Source organism: Thermoanaerobacterium thermosaccharolyticum DSM 571 (genome assembly GCF_000145615.1).
Classification (GTDB): Bacteria; Bacillota; Thermoanaerobacteria; order Thermoanaerobacterales; family Thermoanaerobacteraceae; genus Thermoanaerobacterium; species Thermoanaerobacterium thermosaccharolyticum.
Window position 1 is genome coordinate 1,750,741 of record NC_014410.1, and the last position, 20,239, is coordinate 1,770,979.

At 33.9% G+C, this 20,239-nt stretch carries 19 protein-coding genes; all 19 read right to left on the reverse strand.

Annotation, left to right across the window (positions count from 1 at the left end):
- Positions 1-43: 43 nt before the first annotated feature.
- Complete coding sequence (gene sigE / locus TTHE_RS08715) at positions 44-769, reverse strand: RNA polymerase sporulation sigma factor SigE (protein ID WP_013298221.1); 726 nt, start codon at positions 767-769, stop codon at positions 44-46.
- Between the two features lie 14 nt (positions 770-783).
- Positions 784-1,626 carry a sigma-E processing peptidase SpoIIGA gene (gene spoIIGA / locus TTHE_RS08720; protein ID WP_013298222.1) on the reverse strand — a complete coding sequence of 281 codons (843 nt, stop codon included), beginning with the start codon at positions 1,624-1,626 and terminating at the stop codon, positions 784-786.
- A 231-nt stretch (positions 1,627-1,857) separates the two neighbouring features.
- A complete protein-coding gene (gene ftsZ, locus TTHE_RS08725) occupies positions 1,858-2,946 on the reverse strand; it encodes a cell division protein FtsZ (protein WP_013298223.1) in 1,089 nt (362 codons plus the stop codon).
- A 12-nt stretch (positions 2,947-2,958) separates the two neighbouring features.
- On the reverse strand, positions 2,959-4,188 hold the full coding sequence (ftsA, locus tag TTHE_RS08730; protein WP_013298224.1) for a cell division protein FtsA: 1,230 nt from the start codon (positions 4,186-4,188) through the stop codon (positions 2,959-2,961).
- 22 nt (positions 4,189-4,210) lie between these two features.
- Positions 4,211-4,558, reverse strand: coding sequence for a small basic family protein (locus tag TTHE_RS08735; protein ID WP_013298225.1), 348 nt, complete (start codon positions 4,556-4,558; stop codon positions 4,211-4,213).
- Positions 4,558-5,277, reverse strand: coding sequence for a DUF881 domain-containing protein (locus tag TTHE_RS08740; protein ID WP_013298226.1), 720 nt, complete (start codon positions 5,275-5,277; stop codon positions 4,558-4,560). The genes TTHE_RS08735 and TTHE_RS08740 overlap by 1 nt, the downstream gene beginning before the upstream one ends.
- A gap of 17 nt (positions 5,278-5,294) precedes the next feature.
- Positions 5,295-6,014: a cell division protein FtsQ/DivIB gene (locus tag TTHE_RS08745; protein ID WP_013298227.1), complete on the reverse strand. Its 720-nt coding sequence runs from the start codon at positions 6,012-6,014 to the stop codon at positions 5,295-5,297.
- Positions 6,015-6,078: 64 nt separating this feature from the next.
- On the reverse strand, positions 6,079-7,329 hold the full coding sequence (gene murA / locus TTHE_RS08750; RefSeq protein ID WP_013298228.1) for a UDP-N-acetylglucosamine 1-carboxyvinyltransferase: 1,251 nt from the start codon (positions 7,327-7,329) through the stop codon (positions 6,079-6,081).
- A 71-nt stretch (positions 7,330-7,400) separates the two neighbouring features.
- Complete coding sequence (gene murG / locus TTHE_RS08755) at positions 7,401-8,495, reverse strand: undecaprenyldiphospho-muramoylpentapeptide beta-N-acetylglucosaminyltransferase (protein WP_013298229.1); 1,095 nt, start codon at positions 8,493-8,495, stop codon at positions 7,401-7,403.
- A gap of 4 nt (positions 8,496-8,499) precedes the next feature.
- The gene (spoVE, locus tag TTHE_RS08760) at positions 8,500-9,606 is read right to left on the reverse strand and encodes a stage V sporulation protein E (RefSeq protein WP_013298230.1); all 1,107 of its coding nucleotides are present in this window, start codon (positions 9,604-9,606) and stop codon (positions 8,500-8,502) included.
- Between the two features lie 7 nt (positions 9,607-9,613).
- Complete coding sequence (gene murD, locus TTHE_RS08765; protein ID WP_013298231.1) at positions 9,614-10,978, reverse strand: UDP-N-acetylmuramoyl-L-alanine--D-glutamate ligase; 1,365 nt, start codon at positions 10,976-10,978, stop codon at positions 9,614-9,616.
- A gap of 53 nt (positions 10,979-11,031) precedes the next feature.
- The gene (mraY, locus tag TTHE_RS08770; protein ID WP_013298232.1) at positions 11,032-11,982 is read right to left on the reverse strand and encodes a phospho-N-acetylmuramoyl-pentapeptide-transferase; all 951 of its coding nucleotides are present in this window, start codon (positions 11,980-11,982) and stop codon (positions 11,032-11,034) included.
- Complete coding sequence (locus TTHE_RS08775; protein ID WP_013298233.1) at positions 11,979-13,352, reverse strand: UDP-N-acetylmuramoyl-tripeptide--D-alanyl-D-alanine ligase; 1,374 nt, start codon at positions 13,350-13,352, stop codon at positions 11,979-11,981. Before TTHE_RS08775 ends, mraY begins: the two co-directional genes overlap by 4 nt.
- A complete protein-coding gene (locus TTHE_RS08780; protein ID WP_013298234.1) occupies positions 13,349-14,803 on the reverse strand; it encodes a UDP-N-acetylmuramoyl-L-alanyl-D-glutamate--2,6-diaminopimelate ligase in 1,455 nt (484 codons plus the stop codon). The genes TTHE_RS08775 and TTHE_RS08780 overlap by 4 nt, the downstream gene beginning before the upstream one ends.
- 87 nt (positions 14,804-14,890) lie before the next feature.
- On the reverse strand, positions 14,891-16,966 hold the full coding sequence (locus tag TTHE_RS08785; RefSeq protein ID WP_434641236.1) for a stage V sporulation protein D: 2,076 nt from the start codon (positions 16,964-16,966) through the stop codon (positions 14,891-14,893).
- 11 nt (positions 16,967-16,977) lie between these two features.
- A complete protein-coding gene (locus TTHE_RS08790) occupies positions 16,978-17,409 on the reverse strand; it encodes a septum formation initiator family protein (protein ID WP_013298236.1) in 432 nt (143 codons plus the stop codon).
- Positions 17,410-17,430: 21 nt separating this feature from the next.
- A complete protein-coding gene (gene rsmH / locus TTHE_RS08795) occupies positions 17,431-18,363 on the reverse strand; it encodes a 16S rRNA (cytosine(1402)-N(4))-methyltransferase RsmH (protein ID WP_013298237.1) in 933 nt (310 codons plus the stop codon).
- A gap of 9 nt (positions 18,364-18,372) precedes the next feature.
- Positions 18,373-18,804 (reverse strand): division/cell wall cluster transcriptional repressor MraZ, encoded by a 432-nt coding sequence (mraZ, locus tag TTHE_RS08800; RefSeq protein ID WP_041587459.1) that lies wholly within the window; start codon positions 18,802-18,804, stop codon positions 18,373-18,375.
- 159 nt (positions 18,805-18,963) lie between these two features.
- A complete protein-coding gene (yfmH, locus tag TTHE_RS08805; protein ID WP_013298239.1) occupies positions 18,964-20,232 on the reverse strand; it encodes an EF-P 5-aminopentanol modification-associated protein YfmH in 1,269 nt (422 codons plus the stop codon).
- Between the last annotated feature and the right edge of the window lie 7 nt (positions 20,233-20,239).

Sequence of the window (20,239 nt, forward strand, 5' to 3'; positions counted from 1 at the left end):
GGTTAATTTTAAGTATTACCTGCAGAGCAAATTTTATTCAATTTTAAACAAGTCTGTTGATTTCTTTTTTTAACCTTTTTAAAATCCTTTTTTCAAGACGTGAGATATATGATTGAGATATCCCAAGCATATCAGCGACTTCTTTCTGTGTCATCTCTGCCCCACCGCCAAGGCCAAATCTTAAACCTATTATCCTTTTTTCCCTTTCTGAAAGCTTTTTTAGTGCTGTCTTCAATAATTGTTTATCCACTTCATCTTCTATCATTTTATATACTATTTCATTATCTGTTCCTAATATGTCTGAAAGAAGAAGTTCATTACCATCCCAATCGATATTTAATGGTTCATCAAATGAAACTTCCATTCTCGTCTTGCTATTTCTCCTAAGATACATTAGTATTTCATTTTCGATACACCTAGATGCATAAGTAGCAAGTTTTATCTTTTTATGAGGATTAAAAGTATTTATTGCTTTAATGAGTCCAATTGTTCCAATTGATATCAAATCTTCTATGCCTACACCGGTATTTTCAAACTTTTTAGCAATATACACAACCAATCTCAAATTTCTTTCAATAAGCATTGACTTTGCAGCATTATCTCCCGATTCCATTTTGGCTATAAGGAATATTTCTTCTTCTGTCGAAAGCGGTGGAGGCAGCGCCTCACTGCCACCAACATAAAAAATTGATTCTCTTATTTTTAGTTTTGTCAATATTTTTATTACTGCTAACTGTACAGTTATTTTTATCCTAGTTCTAAGTTTCACTCAATATCCCTCCACTAAATTAGTAATTCTGAACCAATAAGTGCTTCATAATCACCTGTCGCATTTAGCCTTTTTAAATAAATCCCTATAATCACATTTTTAAAAGATTTTTTGTTACCATCAATTATTAGATTATCAGGTATAAATCCTACCATCATGCCACTATCAGTTCCAATTGAATTGTATGGCACTAATCTAAATCTCTTAAGCCATCTGTCGTCATCTACAACTTTTGGTATTTCAAAAATATCGTTTATATTCCCTCTATCAAATAAGCTTTTTACTCCTTCGGGTAGTAAATTTTTCAATGCGTTGTACTCAACTATCACAACTGGATAATTTGACAGAGGATCGTGCAAAGTATTGCCAGTATCTAAAATTGCTTTTATATCCTTTTTCATATTATTCATGTCAATTTGAATAACATGAATAATATCGCTTTCTAAATTCTTTTTTGAGATATACCCCCATCCAATGTAAATTAATAGAATGGATATAAATAGTGCTCCAATTATGATTTGCTTCAAATCAAAATTGGCAAGATATATTAATGCAAATGCTGCCCCTCCAACAATAAATGAAATCAGATAAAAAATACTCATAATCTTTATAAACTCGTACAACTTTTTATAACCAAATGTGATTATAATCATTAAAATTGATATTATTATTTTAAAAGGAAGTGAATAAATTATATTAGGTAAAGAAAAAAATATCAAAATAACGTATGATGCACCTAGCAAAGATGAAAAAAACAAATTAATATTTCTGGCTTTCGATTTTGAAAATCTCTTTGTAAGGTATAAAATAATGTAATTTATAATTAAGTTTTCAAGAAAAATAACATCAACGTACATATTGACCAGCTCCAAATGACATTATAAACCATCTAAATTATATATATTCAAATGATAAACCTTTATTCTTATTATAATAAAAAATTATCAATAAAAATGTTATAATTTGGCATCTATTATCTACGTTAATGAATATTTTTTTATTGAATTTTAACATTTAATGTTATATATTGTAATTGTCTATACATAAAAAAACACCTTAATCTATAGTCAATTAAGGTGTATAGCCTCTCATTTTTTCCCTCTTCTTAAAAATGTAGGTATATCAAGGTCATCATTGTCAAACTTTATAACCTCATTTATCTCTTTTATCTCATTTTGCTGTTTAATTTCTTTTTCGATTTTGGGCTTCTTTTCTGCTTCAAATTTCTTTTCAAATCCTGTTGCAATCACAGTAATTCTAATCTGATCTTCTAAACTCTCATCGATTACTGCGCCAAATATTATGTTTGCATCAGGATCAGCAGTTTCGTATATGTAGTTTGCAGCCTCATTTACTTCAAATATGCTAAGATTAGATCCACCTGCAATATTTAATAATATGCCCCTTGCTCCTTCAATAGATGTCTCTAAGAGAGGGCTTTGAACCGCTTGCTTTGCAGCTTCAGTAGCTTTATTTTCACCAGACGCTATGCCAATTCCCATATGGGCAAGACCCGTCTCCATCATTATTGTTTTAACATCTGCAAAATCCACATTTACAAGTCCAGGTACAGCAATCAAGTCTGAAATACCTTGGACACCTTGTCTTAGCACATCGTCCGCTATTTTAAATGCATCTAACATAGAGGTCTTTTTCTCGGCTACTTGCAAAAGCCTGTCATTTGGTATAGTGACAAGCGCATCCACATGCTTTTTAAGGTCACTAATACCCATTTCAGCATGGGCCATTCTTTTTCTACCTTCAAATGTAAATGGCTTTGTAACAACACCAACAGTCAGTATCCCCAATTCTTTCGTTATTTCAGCAACTACAGGGGCAGCACCCGTTCCAGTTCCACCTCCCATGCCAGCAGTTATAAAAACCATATCTGCACCATTTATAATCTTTTCAATCTCATCTTTTGTCTCTTCTGCTGCTTTTTTACCGATTTCAGGGTTTGCACCTGCACCAAGTCCTTTAGTCAGCTTATCCCCTATCTGAATCTTTGTCTCTGCTTTTGACATGTAAAGTGCTTGTTTGTCTGTATTAATTGCTATGAATTCAACACCTTTAAGCCCTGCCTCAATCATTCTGTTTACAGCATTTCCACCACCGCCACCAACGCCAATTACTTTGATATTTGCAAATTGCTCCATATCTGTTTCAATACCTATCATATAAGACCCTCCTCATATCCAAAAATCATTAAACCATTCTTTTATTCTTAGCAATACTCCATTTTTCTTTTTGTCTTTCTCTTTTGGGATCTCACCTTGTTTTTTATATAAATACTTCCGATTTGCATAAACATATTTTACAATTCCAACTGATGCAGAATAAACTGGTGTAGATACTCCAATTGCATCTGGCAAACCTAATCTTACATTTTTTCCTAAAATACTCTCCGCTAAATCTAAGCTTCCTTTTATAAAAGCTATTCCTCCTCCTGTTATTACAATATTTGTCGACACAAGGTCAATGACGTTAGAACTTTTCATTTCCTCATATACCATAGTCAATATTTCGCTTACCCTTGCTTCTATAATATCTATTATATCATTTAATTTAGTATCTTGAGAACTGTGATTTGCAATATTTGCTATTTTTACTGTTTCATCATTGTTTTCTAATTTCACGACAGAGCCGTATTTCTTCTTTATAATTTCGGCTTCTTCAAAAGAAATCTTTAACCCAATGGACAAGTCATTCGTTATATGATTTCCTCCAACAGGTATCATACCCGTATAAATCAAATTTCCTGATTTAAATACAGCTATATCAGTTATTCCTGCACCTATATCAATCAATGCAGCGCCAAGTTCTTTTTCGTCTTTCGTCATTATAGCCTCTGCAGTTGCCAGTGGCTCTACAATTATGCCAGACATGTTGTATCCTGCTTTTTTAACACACTTTTCCATATTCTGAACAGCGGTTAAGCTCCCTGTTACAATGGCTGCATCGACTTCCAGTCTAATTCCTGCCATACCTACAGGATCTTTTATTTCACCATAACCATCTACTATATACTCAATAGGAATAAGCTCTATTATCTGCTTATCAGATGGTATAGCCATTATCTTAGCTGCTTGTAAAACTCTTTCCACATCCTGATTTGTTATCTCTTTATCGTCTCTAGTTACGGCAACAAGACCTTTGTTTCTGTATATTTCAGTAAGTCCACCGGGTATTTTTATATACACAGATGTAACTTTTTGATTAGCCATTCTTTCTGCCTGTTCGATCGATTTTTTGATGGAAAATGCAGTTGTCTCAATATCAACAACAACTCCTTTTTTCATCCCATTACATGGATACATGCCAATGCCGATTATCCTAAGCTCACCATTCTTATCACATTGTCCAATGATAGTACATACCTTTGATGTCCCGATATCAATCCCTGTTATGATTTCGTTCAATTAATTCTCCTCCCCTCGGAGCTTATTGTTTTTTCGAAATGTTATTCAAAATGTATCTCCTTATGTACGCAAAATTGGTAAACAACCTGCTACCAAAAGCAAATATAGCAGCCAAATAAATTGGTACGCCTAATACATCGCCTATATATGCCAAAACTGCTGCTAATATCGCATTTCCAAAAAATCCTGATATAAAAATAGCGTTATTAAATTTATTTTCAAGACTGGCTCGAATTCCTCCAAAAACAGAATCCAGCGCAGCTAATATAGCAACAGAAAGATACGATGTATAAGCAGGAGGTAAGTTGATGGGCAGGAAAAATCCAATAGCAAGTCCTAAAGCTAAACTTAAAACTATAATCAGTGCCATTAATCATTCCCTCCTTCGTAAGGTTTCGCATATTTATACGTCAAAACCCCATCATACTTTTTTACTAATAATTTATCAGACCTTTTTATGCTAACTTGAATTCCCCAGTTCAACAATGTATCAACAATACCACCTTTTAGCTTCAATGCAGCCTCAAGTGTATCTGGGTTTCCAATAGCCTTTACAACATATGGAGCATTAAATCTAACTGAATTTATATCCATGGTAGTTCCAATCATCCTAATTTCTGACGTAGCGACAAGTCTCTGATCATTTATAGATATAGCTTCAGCTCCTGCAGCTCTCAGTTCATTTACTATATTCAGCAAATCTTCATCATGAACTAGAAAAGCATTTTGATCATCGCCTGGCTGCAGCTGTTTATCGCTATTATTTATAGTGACTATAACGCCAGGACCTTCAACATCAGATAATCCAGCTAGTTCTTTATATTTGTCAAGGTCATCCTTAAGTGATTTTGTAACTGCACTAGTTTTTGCTGCAGAATTTTCATAACTTGATATCTTAGATTCTAAATCATTTATCTGTTTTTTTAATTCATCCCTTTCCTTTTGGACCTGGTTTAATTTACTCGTAAGCTCCTCTGCTCTCTGCACTGTAATATTATCACTATTTTTCACATTTCTAAATTGTGTTGATATCATTATTCCAAGAACAATACATACAAAAGCAATAGAAATAAAAAAGTTCCTTTTCACAGCATTACCTCCATTTCCTATGGCATATAAATCGGGTTTCCATCGCTAACTATAAGGACATTTCCGCTGTAATAGCCTTTTTTTTGTAAGTCATCTAGTATTCTTTCAGAAAACTTTAAATAATAACTGAGATCGTCGACATTTTCTAATACTATATTTATTCCTGATTTCGTCTCTAATGTTATCTTTGAGCCATTGACAATGATAGCCTTGTATATATTTTTATTATATATTAACGGCAGCAGTTTTGCTATATCCTTATTATTACTTATCTTGCTAACATTACTACCTATATCAAATTTTGTTATACTTATACCTTCTATTACAGGTAATTTATCATTATAATCTCCTAGCTCTACTGCCACACAATCTGTATCAATATACAAATACTTGTTTTTATAGCCTAACTGTGCAGCTACCTTTCGTTCGTCAACTTTAATTTCCACTTTTGATGGATACAATATTTTAACGAATGCATCTTTTATATAAGGATGTTTCTCAATAGAATTAAGAACTTTTGATTTATTAATTTTGAAAATATTGCTGCCTATCTCAATACCTGACATTTTAATTATGTCATTTTTTTCTACGGTTTTCGCTCCATAAACGTATATTTCTTTTACATTAAACACAGATGACCTAAAAACCACAATATATAATATAAGTGCGATTATAAATAAAACAAATATTAAGATTCCATATCTTCTTTTTAATCTAAATTGTCTTCTTTCCACCATATATATTCGCCTCTATCCTATGCTTGTACAAATTTTAGGGTGATGTAAAACAGCCATTGCTGTTTTACATAGTTCTCTCTATGCTGGCACCAAGATTTTTTAAGTTCTCACTAAAATCCTCATATCCTCTATCAATATGTTCTATGTCTTCTACAATCGTAGTTCCAACTGCACCTAATCCTGCTAAGACTAATGCTGCTCCACCTCTTAAATCCTTTGCTAAAACATTTGTCCCCGTCAACTTTTCGACACCTTTTACTACTGCAATACGACCATCTACTTTTATATCTGCTCCCATTCTTACCAGTTCCTCTGTATACTTAAACCTATTGTCAAATATCGTCTCTGTAATTATTGATGTTCCGTCTGCCGTCGACAAAAGAGAAACCATTTGTGCCTGTAAATCAGTTGGAAATCCTGGAAATGGAAGAGTAATTATCATGTCAACGGCTTTTGCTCTTGCACACGGTTCTAACTTTATAAAGTCATTACCAGATACTATCTTAAATCCACACTCATTAAGCTTAGACAAAAGAGAGTCTATATGTCTTTTTACAACATTTGTGAGAACTACTTCTCCTTTTGTGATAGCAGATGCAATAAGATACGTTCCAGCTACTATCCTATCAGGTATTATCGTATATTCTGTATCATGTAATTCTTTAACACCACGTATAACAATTGTATTGGTACCTGCACCGGAAATCTTAGCACCCATAGAATTCAAAAAGTTTTGAAGATCCTCTATTTCTGGTTCTTTTGCTGCATTTCCTATCACAGTCGTTCCATCTGCCATAGACGCCGCCAGCATAATGTTTTCTGTAGCACCAACGCTGGGCAAATCCAAATGTATCTCACCGCCACCTATTGAAGAGCATTTACAGTTAATATAACCATATGATTCATATATAGATATACCTAGCTTTCTTAAGCTTTTTAAATGCAAATCAATCGGCCTATGTCCGATATCGCATCCACCTGGAAAACTTATCTGTGCAATATTATTTCTTGCTACCAAAGCTCCCATCAAAAAAATTGATGACCTCATAGCTCTCATAAGCTTATCAGGGATGTGATAATCTATAACGCCGCTGGAATCAACAATAATATCCGAATCATTAAATTCCACAGTACAGCCCAAATGCCTCAATATTTCTATCATAGAATACACATCTTTCAATTTTGGACATGAATGTAAAATACTTACACCTTTGTTCAATAATGTTGCAGCAAGTATCGGCAATACAGAATTCTTTGCACCGTTTATCCGTACTTCACCTTTTAATCTATTTCCTCCTTCAATTACATACTTCATCCCATTCTATCACCTCCTGTTAAGCTGTACACTTCATAATATGCATCCTAGCTACAGGAGGTTACAATAGCTCATTTCAAGTCGTTAATTAGCTTGTATATTTCCTTTGTAGCATCAATTTTTGAAAGTTTTTTTGCATTTGATTTCATTCTTTCTAGTACAACAGGATCTTTTAAGATGGATGATACTTTATCATATAAAATATCTCCATTTAATTCTCTCTCAAGAATTGCTATTGCAGCACCATTCTTTTCAAGCACTCTTGCATTGTATTCTTGATGGTTATGTGTAACATTTGGAGAAGGTATCAAAATTGATGCTGTTGATGTTGCCAATAGCTCAGCAAGTGTTATAGCGCCAGCTCTGCACACCATTATATCCGCAACTGCATACACATCACCCATATCATAACAATATGGAATTATCTTAATATTCTTTCCTATTTTTATATCGTAATCTTTAATCATTTTTATTACAGTATCGTATTGATTTTTTCCTGTTATCATGAGTATTTGAAAATCATCATCGACACGTTTTATCAATTCAATCATGTACTCATTTATCTTAGCAGCACCTCTACTACCTCCAACAGAAACTACAACTTTCTTACCGGGCTCTAATCCAAGTTTCTTAAAAGCTTGCACCTTATTAGCACCTAATATCTCCATCCTTACAGGATTTCCTGTTACGTAGACATTGTCTTTATTTCGAAAATATTTTTTTGAATCATCAAAAGCAGTTGCAATAATATCCACAAACCTTGAAAGTATCCTGTTTGTAAGCCCAGGGAAGGCATTTTGCTCGTGTATCAATGTTGGTATATGCTTAAGGGCTGCAATCATTACTACAGGTCCACAAACATATCCTCCTGTTCCAATTACAATATCTGGCTTGTATTCATCGATTATTTTCTTTGCATCTATTAAACCATCAAAAGCAATTTTAATCGTCCTTAAAGTGTCAAGTGATAATTTCCGTTTAAAGCCTTTCACTCTTATAGTTTTAAGCTCAAATCCTGATTTCGGTACCAGCTCTTTTTCAAGTCCTTTCTCTGTGCCAACAAATAATATTTCTGCGTCCTTTTCATTTCTTTTAATTTCATTTGCAATTGCTACTGCTGGATAAATATGTCCACCGGTGCCTCCGCCTGTTAGCAAATATCTCATTTTATCAGCTCCTATCCATGTTTGCATAGCGTGAAATATTAAGCAATATGCCCATTGCTGCCATCATAAATACTGTCGATGTTCCACCGTAGCTTATAAACGGCAGGGACACACCTGTAGCAGGCATTGATGAAGTGACAACTGCAACATTTATTAAAGTTTGAACACCAATTATCCCTATTATTCCAGTAGCAGTTAAACACCCAAAGACATCTGGCGCTTTTGCTGCAACCCTGAAACCCCTTATTATGAGATACAAAAACAAAAGCAATATCGAAGCAGTTCCTATAAGTCCAAGCTCTTCACCGATTATTGAGAAAATAAAATCATTTTGCGGCATCGGCAAATACATAAATTTCTGACGGCTGCGACCAAGTCCAACACCAAAAAGTCCTCCTGATCCTAAAGCATACAATGATTGTACAATCTGATACCCATGCCCTTTTATATCTTGCCAAGGATTTAAAAATGTAAATACCCTCTGCCTAATGTATTTTACAGTAGTCACCACAATCAATGCAGCAGAGCCTCCAAGGCCAAACAGTGTCGCCATAAAAGATAATTTTGCACCAGCTACAAATAAAATAATTATCGATATAATAAATATCGTTCCTGCTGTACTAAAATTAGGTTCTTTCATTATAAGCAAAAAGAAAATTCCAGCGATGAAAAGTACCGGTAGCACTCCCTTTTTAAAACTTTTTGCATAATTTGGATTTTTATCAAAATATTTTGCGAAAAATAATATTATCGCATATTTAGCGATTTCTGATGGTTGAAGTGTAAATCCACCTATTTCAATCCATCTTGTTGAGTTGTACCTTGTGCTTCCTATACCAGGGAGTAACACAACTATCAACAAAATTATCGACAATATTAATAAAATGCTGGATAATTTCTTCAAATTATGATAATCAAAATTCATCATAAAAGTCATGGCAAAAAAACCTATTATGGCCCATAGAAGCTGTCTTTTTAAAAAATAGAAAGAATCATGGTACTGATAATAAGCGTTGGCAGAGCTTGCGCTAAACACCATTACAACTCCTATAGAAACAAGGACTAAAACAGATATCAATATGTTGTAATCAACGGGATACTTCCTATTCACTATAGTACTACCCCCTCAAAGAATTTACCGTATCCTTAAAGAGTTTACCTCTCTCCTCAAAGTTTTTGAACATATCCCAGCTGGCACATGCAGGCGACAAGAGCACATTATCACCAGGCATAGACATCTTATAAGCAGCATAAACGGCGTCATCTAAACTATTGACTACAGTTATATCTTCTCTAGAAAAACCATTTTTGACAGCAGACTTGTATATTAAATCTCTCGTTTCACCAAGCAATATTAATTTGCGCACACGTCCATTAAAAGAACTAGTAAACTCATCAAAGCTTACACCCTTGTCATATCCACCAGCTATAAGAATGATAGGTCCTTTCATGGCTTCTATAGCCTTTATTGCTGCATCTGGATTAGTACCTTTGGAATCATTGTAGTATTTGACACCATTTATGCTTCTTACAAATTCTATTCTGTGCTCAACACCTTTGAATGTTTTTAATGTTGTGTTTATGATATTCACATCAATGCCTGCTAAAAATGCCATCGTTGATGCAACCATTGCATTCTCCACATTGTGATTCCCAGGAATATATATATCATTAATATCTATGATGGTATTCTTTTCTCCATTTGAAGATATAACAATCTTTCCATTCTCAACGTACGTCCCTCGGTATAAGATTTTTTCCATGCTGAATGGAAATACCTTGCACTTTGCCCTGTCAAATAATGAAGATATATTTTTATCATCATAATTTAAAACAGTATATTCATTAAAACTTTGATTTTCAAAAATACGTCCTTTTATGTTTATATAATTTTCAAGTGTTTTATGTCTATTCAGATGATCTGGCGTAATATTTATAATAGCACTGATTACAGGCCTAAACTCTTTTATAGTCTCCAATTGGAAACTACTTATCTCGGCAACAATCACATCATCATTACCTGCTTTTACTGCAGCCTCAACAAGTGGATAACCTATATTGCCGGCAACATATGTCCTTACACCAGAATTCTTAAAAATTTCCCCTAGCAGTGATGTGGTAGTTGTTTTACCATTTGTTCCTGTAATAGCATATATAGGAGCTTTCGATAATCTATATGCAAACTCAACTTCACCTATTACTTCAATGCCTTTAACTTTTGCTTTCGTGACAATCTCCGAATCAATTGGAATACCCGGACTTACAATGACCATCTGAGCTCCTTCTAAAAACTCATCAGTAACATCTTTAAAACAAAATGTTATATCACTATCTTTAAATTCGCTTATATCATCTTTAAGCTCTTCTTTTGATTTCGAATCATATACAAATATTATTGCCCCAAACATAGTTAAAACTTTACACAATGATTTTCCACTTAGTCCAAATCCTGCCACAATTACCTTTTTACCTTTTAGATCCATTTTTTCCTCCTAAATTATTTATATTTTCTCTAAAATTTGTTTAATTGTAAAAATCAACTGATGCCATAAAATGCTAGAAAAACAGCTATTAAAGTCACAATCCAAAATACAAATACAACCTTTGTCTCTGGCCATCCTGAAAGTTCAAAATGATGATGAATCGGACTCATCTTGAATACTCTTTTACCCGTAAGCCTAAAGTAAACAACTTGAATTATCACAGATAATGCCTCAATAACGTATATGATACCAACCAGCGGCAGTATCACAGGCAATTTTGTCATTGTTGCAAGTACAGCTACAGCTCCGCCTATGGCAAGTGAACCTGTATCCCCCATGAATACTTCTGCAGGATATCTATTAAATTTCAAAAAGCCTAAAAGTGCACCTGTTATGGCAGCTCCAAACACAGTCAATGATGTATTATTCATAAAAAATCCTATTAATGCAAAAAAAGCAGTAACCATAAAAGAAACACCTGTAGCAAGGCCATCCAATCCATCAGTCAAATTTACACTGTTGACAGTCCCTACAGCTACAAACATGATAAACGGAATGTAATAATATCCCAAATTAATTTCTTTCTTTAGAAATGGAACTATTACCTCTGTACCTACTAAATTTTTTGAAAAGTAGGCAAGTATTATCGCCAGAGCAAATTGACCTAAAAGTTTCTGCCGGGCAGTAAGGCCCAATGATCTTTTATAACGAACTTTAATATAGTCATCCAAAAACCCTATTACACCATATCCGAGAGTAATTAGAATTGTCAGCGCCATATACTTATCCCATTTTGAAAATATCAAATCCGCGATCAATAGGGAAATGATTATAATTATTCCGCCCATTGTAGGTGTCCCGGCTTTTTTAAGATGTGTCTTAGGTCCATCACTTCTTACACTCTGTCCAAATTTAAGCTTTGAAAGCCAAGGTATTACTATAGGTCCTATCAAAACACAAATTAAAAAAGATGTTACTGTTGCAAATATCATCTTTTGAATCATTTATTAGCACTCTCCTGTAAGAACTTCACGATTTCCTCCATTTTCATTCCTCTAGATCCCTTTATTAAAAAAACATCATTATTTCTCATAATTTTTTTTATCTTCTCGTAAGCTTCAACATTATTTTTGCATATCATTACATTTTCTACATCCATTCCGCTTTTTATTGCTCCCTCAGCTATTTTAGATGCAAATTCTCCAACCGTTATAAGTACATCTATGTTTTCATCTTTTACATATTTCCCCACTTCTTCATGTGCTAAATCAGAGTACTCTCCAAGCTCTAACATATTGCCCAGAACAGCCACTTTCCTTCTATCTTTGTACTCTTTCAAAACTGATAAAGCAGCCTTCATAGATCCCGGATTCGCGTTGTATGCATCATTTATTACTTTTATTCCTGATACATCTAGTATATTAAGCCTCATGGCACTTGGTTGAAACTCAGCTAGTGCTTTTCTCATATCTTCTTTATTGACACCAAATTTAATTCCTATACAAATTGCTGCTAAAGAATTGTATACATTGTGCTTTCCGGGCACATTCAATTCTACATCCATCATATATCCGTCAATTATGACTTTATACTTCACAGATTCTTCTTTGTATTCTATGTCAAAAGCTTTTACATCTCCATTATCTATACCATATGTAATGTATTGAGGACCTTTTTTATTAGTTAATTTTACAAGCATATCGTCATCTGCATTAAGTATAACTGTATAGCCCTCTTTAAAATTTTCCACCAACTCAGATTTTGCTTTTAATATATTTTCACGAGAACCCAATTTTTCAATATGGGCAACACCGATATTTGTGTACACCGCGACATTAGGGTCAGCTATGTTTTTAAGTCTCCTAATTTCTCCAAAACCGCTCATTCCCATTTCAACAATAGCCATGTCGTGCTTTTTATTCAACCTGAATATGGTAAGAGGCAATCCTATCTCATTATTAAAGTTTCCCTGAGTCTTTAAAACATTGTATTTCATAGACAAAACATCGTATATCATGTCTTTTGTAGTAGTTTTTCCGTTGCTTCCTGTAACAGCTATAAAAGGTATTTGAAATTTTTCACGATAATATTTTGCTATCTTGTGTAAAGCCTCTTTTGTATTATCAACAAATATTACTGGCTTATTGTACCTACCAACATTATTTACTGATTCTGTAAGTGAAGCAGAACCTATTTTAAGGGCATCTTCAACAAACATTTCACCATTAAAATTTTCACCTTTAAGCGGTATAAAAAGCTCACCTTCTTTTATTGTCCTAGAATCTGTACTTATACCACTTATAGTCGAATTTATGTCTCCTGATAGTAATTTTCCACTTGTAGCATCAATTATTTCTTTTACGCTTAAAATCAATTTTTTTCATCTCCATTTAATATCTCTTTTACTATCTCTCTTTCATCAAAATCTATAACTCTATCTTTTAAAACTTGATACGTTTCATGCCCTTTACCTGCCAGAATAACAATGTCATTATCTTTTGCTATAGACAGAGCATATTTTATTGCTTCTTTTCTATTTTCAATAATCTTGTAAGGGCATTTTGTATTTTTTATCCCCATTTCAATTTCACTTATTATCTGCATAGGATCCTCTGATCTTGGATTATCTGATGTTATAATTACAAAATCTGCATATTTCCCTGCGACTTCCCCCATTTTTGGTCTTTTACCTTTATCTCTATCGCCACCGCAACCAAAGAGCAATATCTTTCTTCCTGTATCGTACTCACCAAATGCTTTCATTAAATTTTCCAAACCATCAGGTGTATGAGCATAATCAATCACTACATTGTATGGCGCATCTATGTCAAGAATCTCAAATCTACCTTTTATTTTAACATCTTTCAACGCGATTTTTACAGACTGAAGCGGTATGCCAAGAATAAATGCCACAGAAATGGCCGCCAGCGAATTGTACACGCTAAATAAACCGGGAATTTTTAAAGCTATATCGCTTTTTATATCTTCTATTTGAACAGTATATTTAGCACCTTTAATGTCATTTTTTATGTCTTTTGCCATTATGTAAGCATAATCTTTTATACCATATGTTACAACTTTAGCATTAGAGTTTTCTATTATTAATGAAGAATAATCATCATCAATATTGATTACACACGCTGTTTTTGCCATTCTAAAAAGTTTTGCTTTTGCATTGGCATAGTCGTCCATTGTCTTATGAAAGTCTAAATGGTCTTGTGTCAAGTTTGTAAAAACAGCAATGTCAAAATCGCACTCATCCACCCTGTTTAATGCCAATGAATGTGATGAAACTTCCATCACTACATACTTAACACCTTCATCTACCATCAGTCTAAGATACCTTTGCAAATCTAAAGATTCGGGGGTTGTTCGCTCTGTTGGATAAACTTTATCGCCTATCATATTTTGTATTGTACCTATTAAGCCTACCTTGTTGTTTTGGCTTTCTAGTATAGATTTTATCATGTATGTAACAGAAGTCTTACCATTTGTACCTGTTACACCTATCAAAAAAAGCTGCTTTGATGGATCACCATAATAATTGGAGGCAATCTTCGCTAATGACTTCCTAGTATTTTGAACTTTTATCAGCGTAATATCTTTATCAATGCTGATTTCGCCATCTACCAGGACAGCTACTGCCCCTCTTTCAATAGCATCACCTATGTAATCTGCGCCATCAGATTTAAATCCTTTGATTGCTACAAACATTGAACCATCTTTTGAATTTCTTGAATCGTAACATATACCCCTTATATCCACATCGACGTTACCTTTTACAATTGTATATTCAATATCTTTTAATACATCTGCAAGTCTCATAATAGGCCTCCTATTTCATTATATACATTAATAGTATAGCACAATTATGCAGTTTGCATATATTAAAAACTGCATATTGTGCTTGAATTAATTTTCCAGTGGCCTAAAGTCGACTTCAACTGTTGTTCCCTTATCAACTTTCTCGCCCTTTTCTGGCTTTTGATTTACAACAATGCCGGTACCATTAATTTTTATCTTAAGACCTAGGGAGCTTAAAATTGTGCTGGCTTCTGTGATAGTCTTCCCCTTTAAATCAGGCACTTCTACTTTTCCAGTATTATTGTATTCATTTAGAAGCAGGACAACTGTGGAATCTTCTTCTACCATCGCACCAGGCTTTGGCATCTGATCGATCACAGTGTTGCCTGTTCCGTCAATGGAAAACTGCAGTTTTTCTTTTAATAATGCATTTTGCGCCTCATACAAGCTTAAATTTCTTACATCTGGCACTTTAACAAGAGGTTTTACTTCAATCCCCTTTGGTTTTACATTTAAATACGTCAAAGTATCGTACAATATACTTTTTACTACAGGTCCTGCCAATGCACTTCCAAAGTGAGTTTCGGCATTAGGCTCGTCAATTACGACTAATGCTATAACCTTGGGATCTTCGGCGGGAGCAAATCCTATGTATGATGCTACATATTTACCTGGTGTGTATTTTTCTGTTGTACCTGTTTTTCCTCCTACATCATACCCTTCTATATACCCTGCTTTCCCTGTCCCTTCAGATACTACGCTTTTAAGTATTTCCCTCATTGTGGCTGAAGTCTTTTCAGATATTACTTGCCTTATTACTGTAGGCTTAAATTCTTTTATAGTTTTGCCATCAGAATCCACTATTGCTTTAACAATATGTGGCTCCATTAGCTTTCCACCATTTACTATTGCAGAAACAGCTCTTATCATCTGAAGAGGCGTAACTGCAATTCCCTGTCCAAATGAGTTTGTAGCAAGCTCCACAGGACCCACATCTTTTTCTTTCATAACAAGCCCTGGTGCTTCACCAGGCAATGTTAAACCTGTACTTTCGCCAAATCCAAATGCATGAATGTATTTGTATAATTTATCAACTCCAAGCCTTTGAGCTATTGTAGCAAAGACTACGTTACAGGAGTTTTGAACACCCTGTACAAATGTTTCACTGTAATGAGTCGCCCAGCAATTAATCCTTTGTCCCGCTACCATGATATATCCGGGATCGTAAAATTGCTCGTTTAATCCAACAACTCCTTCTTCCAATGCTGCTGACGCTGTAACTGTCTTAAAAACAGATCCAGGTTCGTATGCATCAGATATTGCTTTATTCCTCCAATTTTTAAACCATTCATCTTGAGGTCCCGCAAAAGGATTATTCGGATCGTAATCAGGTCTTGACACCATAGCTAATATCTCACCAGTCTTTGGATTCATGACAACTGCCACAGCACCTTTTGTCGGTTTTGTATGTGCGTACGCTTCATCAAGTGCTTTTTCTGCAAAATGTTGTATATTTGAATCAATCGTTAAAACTACATTGTAGCCATCTATCGGTGGTATATATTCTTCTTCTCCATTCCCCATTTTCCGCCCTAGTGCATCCACTGGGGACGAAATCCTGCCGGGTATCCCTCTTAAATAACTATCATATACGGACTCGATTCCATCAAGCCCTTGATTATCTACACCTGTAAACCCAAGTATATGGGAAGCTAAATTTTTTTCTGGATAATATCTCTTTGTATCACCAGATATTATCACACACGATAAATTCAATTTTCTGATTTCATTTGCCGTATCATCGTTAATTCTTCTTGCAATCAATACCTCTTGTACATTTTTATTATTTATCTTCTTTAATATATCTTCTTTTTTAATGTTTAGAATAGCTGCCAGTTCTTTAACAACTTCATCTTTTTGACTATCTTTTAATTCTTTTGGTATAATACTAACTTTATTTGAGCTAGCGCTCTCAGCAAGTGCTTTACCATTTCTGTCTAATATTAAACCTCGTTTAGGCGAGACAGCAACGTCCAACGTCCACTGTGGCACAGCTAATTTTTGAAATTCTTCACTCTTAACTATTTGTATCCAAAATAGCCTGATAATAAGAACAATGATAATAAAGATAGAAAAAAACAGCAAAAATAAAATTCTCTTTTTGGTCGAAATGCTTGGTGATATGTGAATCCCTCCTATCTCACCAGCAGTCCTAAAATCCTCCCAAAGAAAGTTTTATTTTTATTATTATCATCTGTTTTTTTCTGAGCCACTTCATTTGTTTTACCGATACTCATGTAGACTATTTGCCCCTTTTCAGGTTCTACCATTCCCAGCTGATTTTTTGCAATATCTTCTATCCTCTGTAAATCTGTCATTGATGCAATTTTGACTTCTAACTGCTGGTTTAATTTTTCTATTTCGCTGACCTTCGCCTCCATATTGCTAAGAGCGACAGATTTTTGATAAATTAAAGCATATCTAAACAATACAGTAAAGCTTAAAAAACCTACAAAAACTATTAACATGAGGTTTTTTAATTTCTTATTTTTTCTTGGTTTCTTTGATTTATTCTCTTCATAATACGGCTTTAGGTCATAATCATAATTGCGCTTTTCTAATACCAATTTATTCTTCCCCCTTATACTTTAGAACAGCAGTTTTTCGGCAACTCTTAACTTTGCACTTCGAGATCTGGGATTAGTCTTAAGTTCTTCTTTATTTGGCGTTACAGGTTTTTTTGTAATAATCTTTATAACTGGTTTCTTACCACAGGTACATGGCAAGTTTTTTGGACACGTACAAGGATTTTCTAACTTTTTGTACATATTTTTTACAATTCTATCTTCCAATGAATGAAATGTTATAATAGCAATTCTACCATTGGGATTCATAACATCTATGAAATCATCTATTGCACTATCAAGCCCCTTTAACTCATCATTTACTTCTATTCTTATAGCCTGAAAAGTTCTTTTTGCAGGATGAGGTCCTGTCCTCCTTTTCGATGCTGGAACAGCCTTTTTTATTATATCTACCAGTTGAAATGTTGTCTTAATAGACCTTTTCTTTCTTTCTTCAACAATAAACTTTGCAATTCTTTTAGCCCATTTTTCCTCACCGTAGTCAAACAATATTCTTGCAATATCATCTTCAGAATAGTTGTTGACAACATGCTCAGCAGTAAGAGCACTTCCTTTATCCATTCTCATGTCAAGTGGGGCATCATGCATATAAGAAAAGCCCCTTTTTACCTCATCTAATTGATACGATGATACACCAAGGTCTAAAATAGCACCATCAATGCGTTCTATGTCAATATTTTTTAAAATATTTTTTATATTTTTATAATTGTCATGAACATAGGTAACATTGTTGAAGTCCTTAAGCCTCACAGAAGCAGCATATAATGCATCCATATCTCTATCTATAGCAATTAACCTTCCTCTTGGAAGGCGTCTTAATATTTCGTAAGAATGACCTCCACCACCCAAAGTCCCATCAACATAAACTCCATCAGGTTTTACTTTCAAATATTCAATTGTTTCATTTAATAGTACGCTTTCATGTTTAAATTCCATAAAATCACCCTAAATGTTTAAGTCGTCCAGATGTTCCGCAACATCCTCAAATGATACGTCAACATTATTTGAATACTCTAACCAAACTTCCTTGCTCCAGATTTCTACTCTAGATGAAACACCTATTATTATAACTTCTTTGTCGATTTTGGCGTGTTCTCGTAAAATGTTTGGTATTAATACTCTTCCCTGTTTGTCTATTTCACATTCAGTGGCGCCTGCTAGAAAAAATCTTGTAAAAGCCCTAGCATCCTTTCTATTAAGTGGTAGTGTTTTTAATTTAGTTTCGATATTTGACCACTCTGCCAATGAGTATACAAAAAGGCAATTGTCAAGCCCTCTTGTCAGCACAAACTTATCACCAAGTTCATCTCTGAACTTGGCTGGTATGATAACTCTTCCCTTCTGGTCTATCGTATGTTCATACTGTCCCATAAGCATACCGAACACCCATTTCCATTACACTTCTAACCACTTTGCACCACTTTAAACCACTTATTATGTTTATTCTATGCAAAATTCAAAAATCCTTCAACAAATAAAAAATTTTTTTCACAAAAAAAATAACGAGTTAAACTCGTTATAAACAAATTTAAATTTCTATGGTTTTATTACTGATAGAACACAATTTTTTTCATTAAAAAATGTCTTAAATCTATTTAACACATCCTCATGAGTTATTTCTTCAATTGTTGTAGTATAATCAAGTATATTTATGCCTCTCATGTAATAAGTTATAAAATTGTGAGATATACCTTCTACAGAATTAAATGATTTTAAAAAACGTCCAGTTATTTTTCTTTTTATTCTATTTAAGTCACTGTCATCTATAGAATTAACTTTTGATATCTTATCTAAAACGGCTTGTTTTACAGCTTCAGGGTCAATTGATTGACCACCTATAATAGAATATCCGTGATCTATTTCGCCAACGTATTCTGTATCAAATGTTGAATCAATAAGCCCATCATTATAAAGCTCTTCATATAGATCAGAACTTCTTCCTGCTAAAATCTCTAAGCAAATCTGTGTCACAATGTCTTTTTTAAGCAGCTTTTTCCCACCATATCCAACATCATAATCTTTAAAACCTATATTAAAAAGTGGCATTGAAACTGCCATTTTCTGTTCTACATAGTTTTTGTTAATACTTGCAGGTTCATTCGGATATATCCTTTTTATTTCTCCTTGTCTTTTATCAGCTTTTACGGAATTATTTACGATATCTACAACCTTGTTGATATCTACATCTCCAGCTATAAACAGCACCATGTTAGATGGATGATAAAATGTTCTGTAGCATTTATACAATATATCTTTATCAATTTTGGATATAGATTCAATCGTACCCGCTATATCTACTTTAACAGGGTGCAGATGGTACAATCCATCTAACATATTAAAAAAAAGCCTCCAAGATGGATCATCATCATACATTCGTATCTCCTGTGCTATAATGCCCTTTTCCTTTTCTACATTTTCGTCTGTAAAATAAGGCCTTTGCACGAAATCAAGAAGAAGTTTTAAATTGTCGTAAAAATTATCTGTGCTGGAAAATAAATATGCTGTAGTTGTAAAATTCGTATAAGCATTAGCAGAAGCACCATTTTTAGAGAACTCTTCAAAGATGCTGCCATCTTCTTCTTCAAACATCTTGTGCTCCAAAAAGTGCGCTATTCCATCAGGTACATGTGTTATTTCCGTCTCGCCGGGAACAATAAACTCGCTGTCATTAGATCCATAATGTGTTGCAAACATAGCATATTGTTTGATAAAGCCTTTCTTTGGCATGACATAGACATTTAATCCGCTTTCATGCTCATAATGGTACATCTTTTCTTTTATCATCTCATTAAAAATCTCTCTCATATTTTAT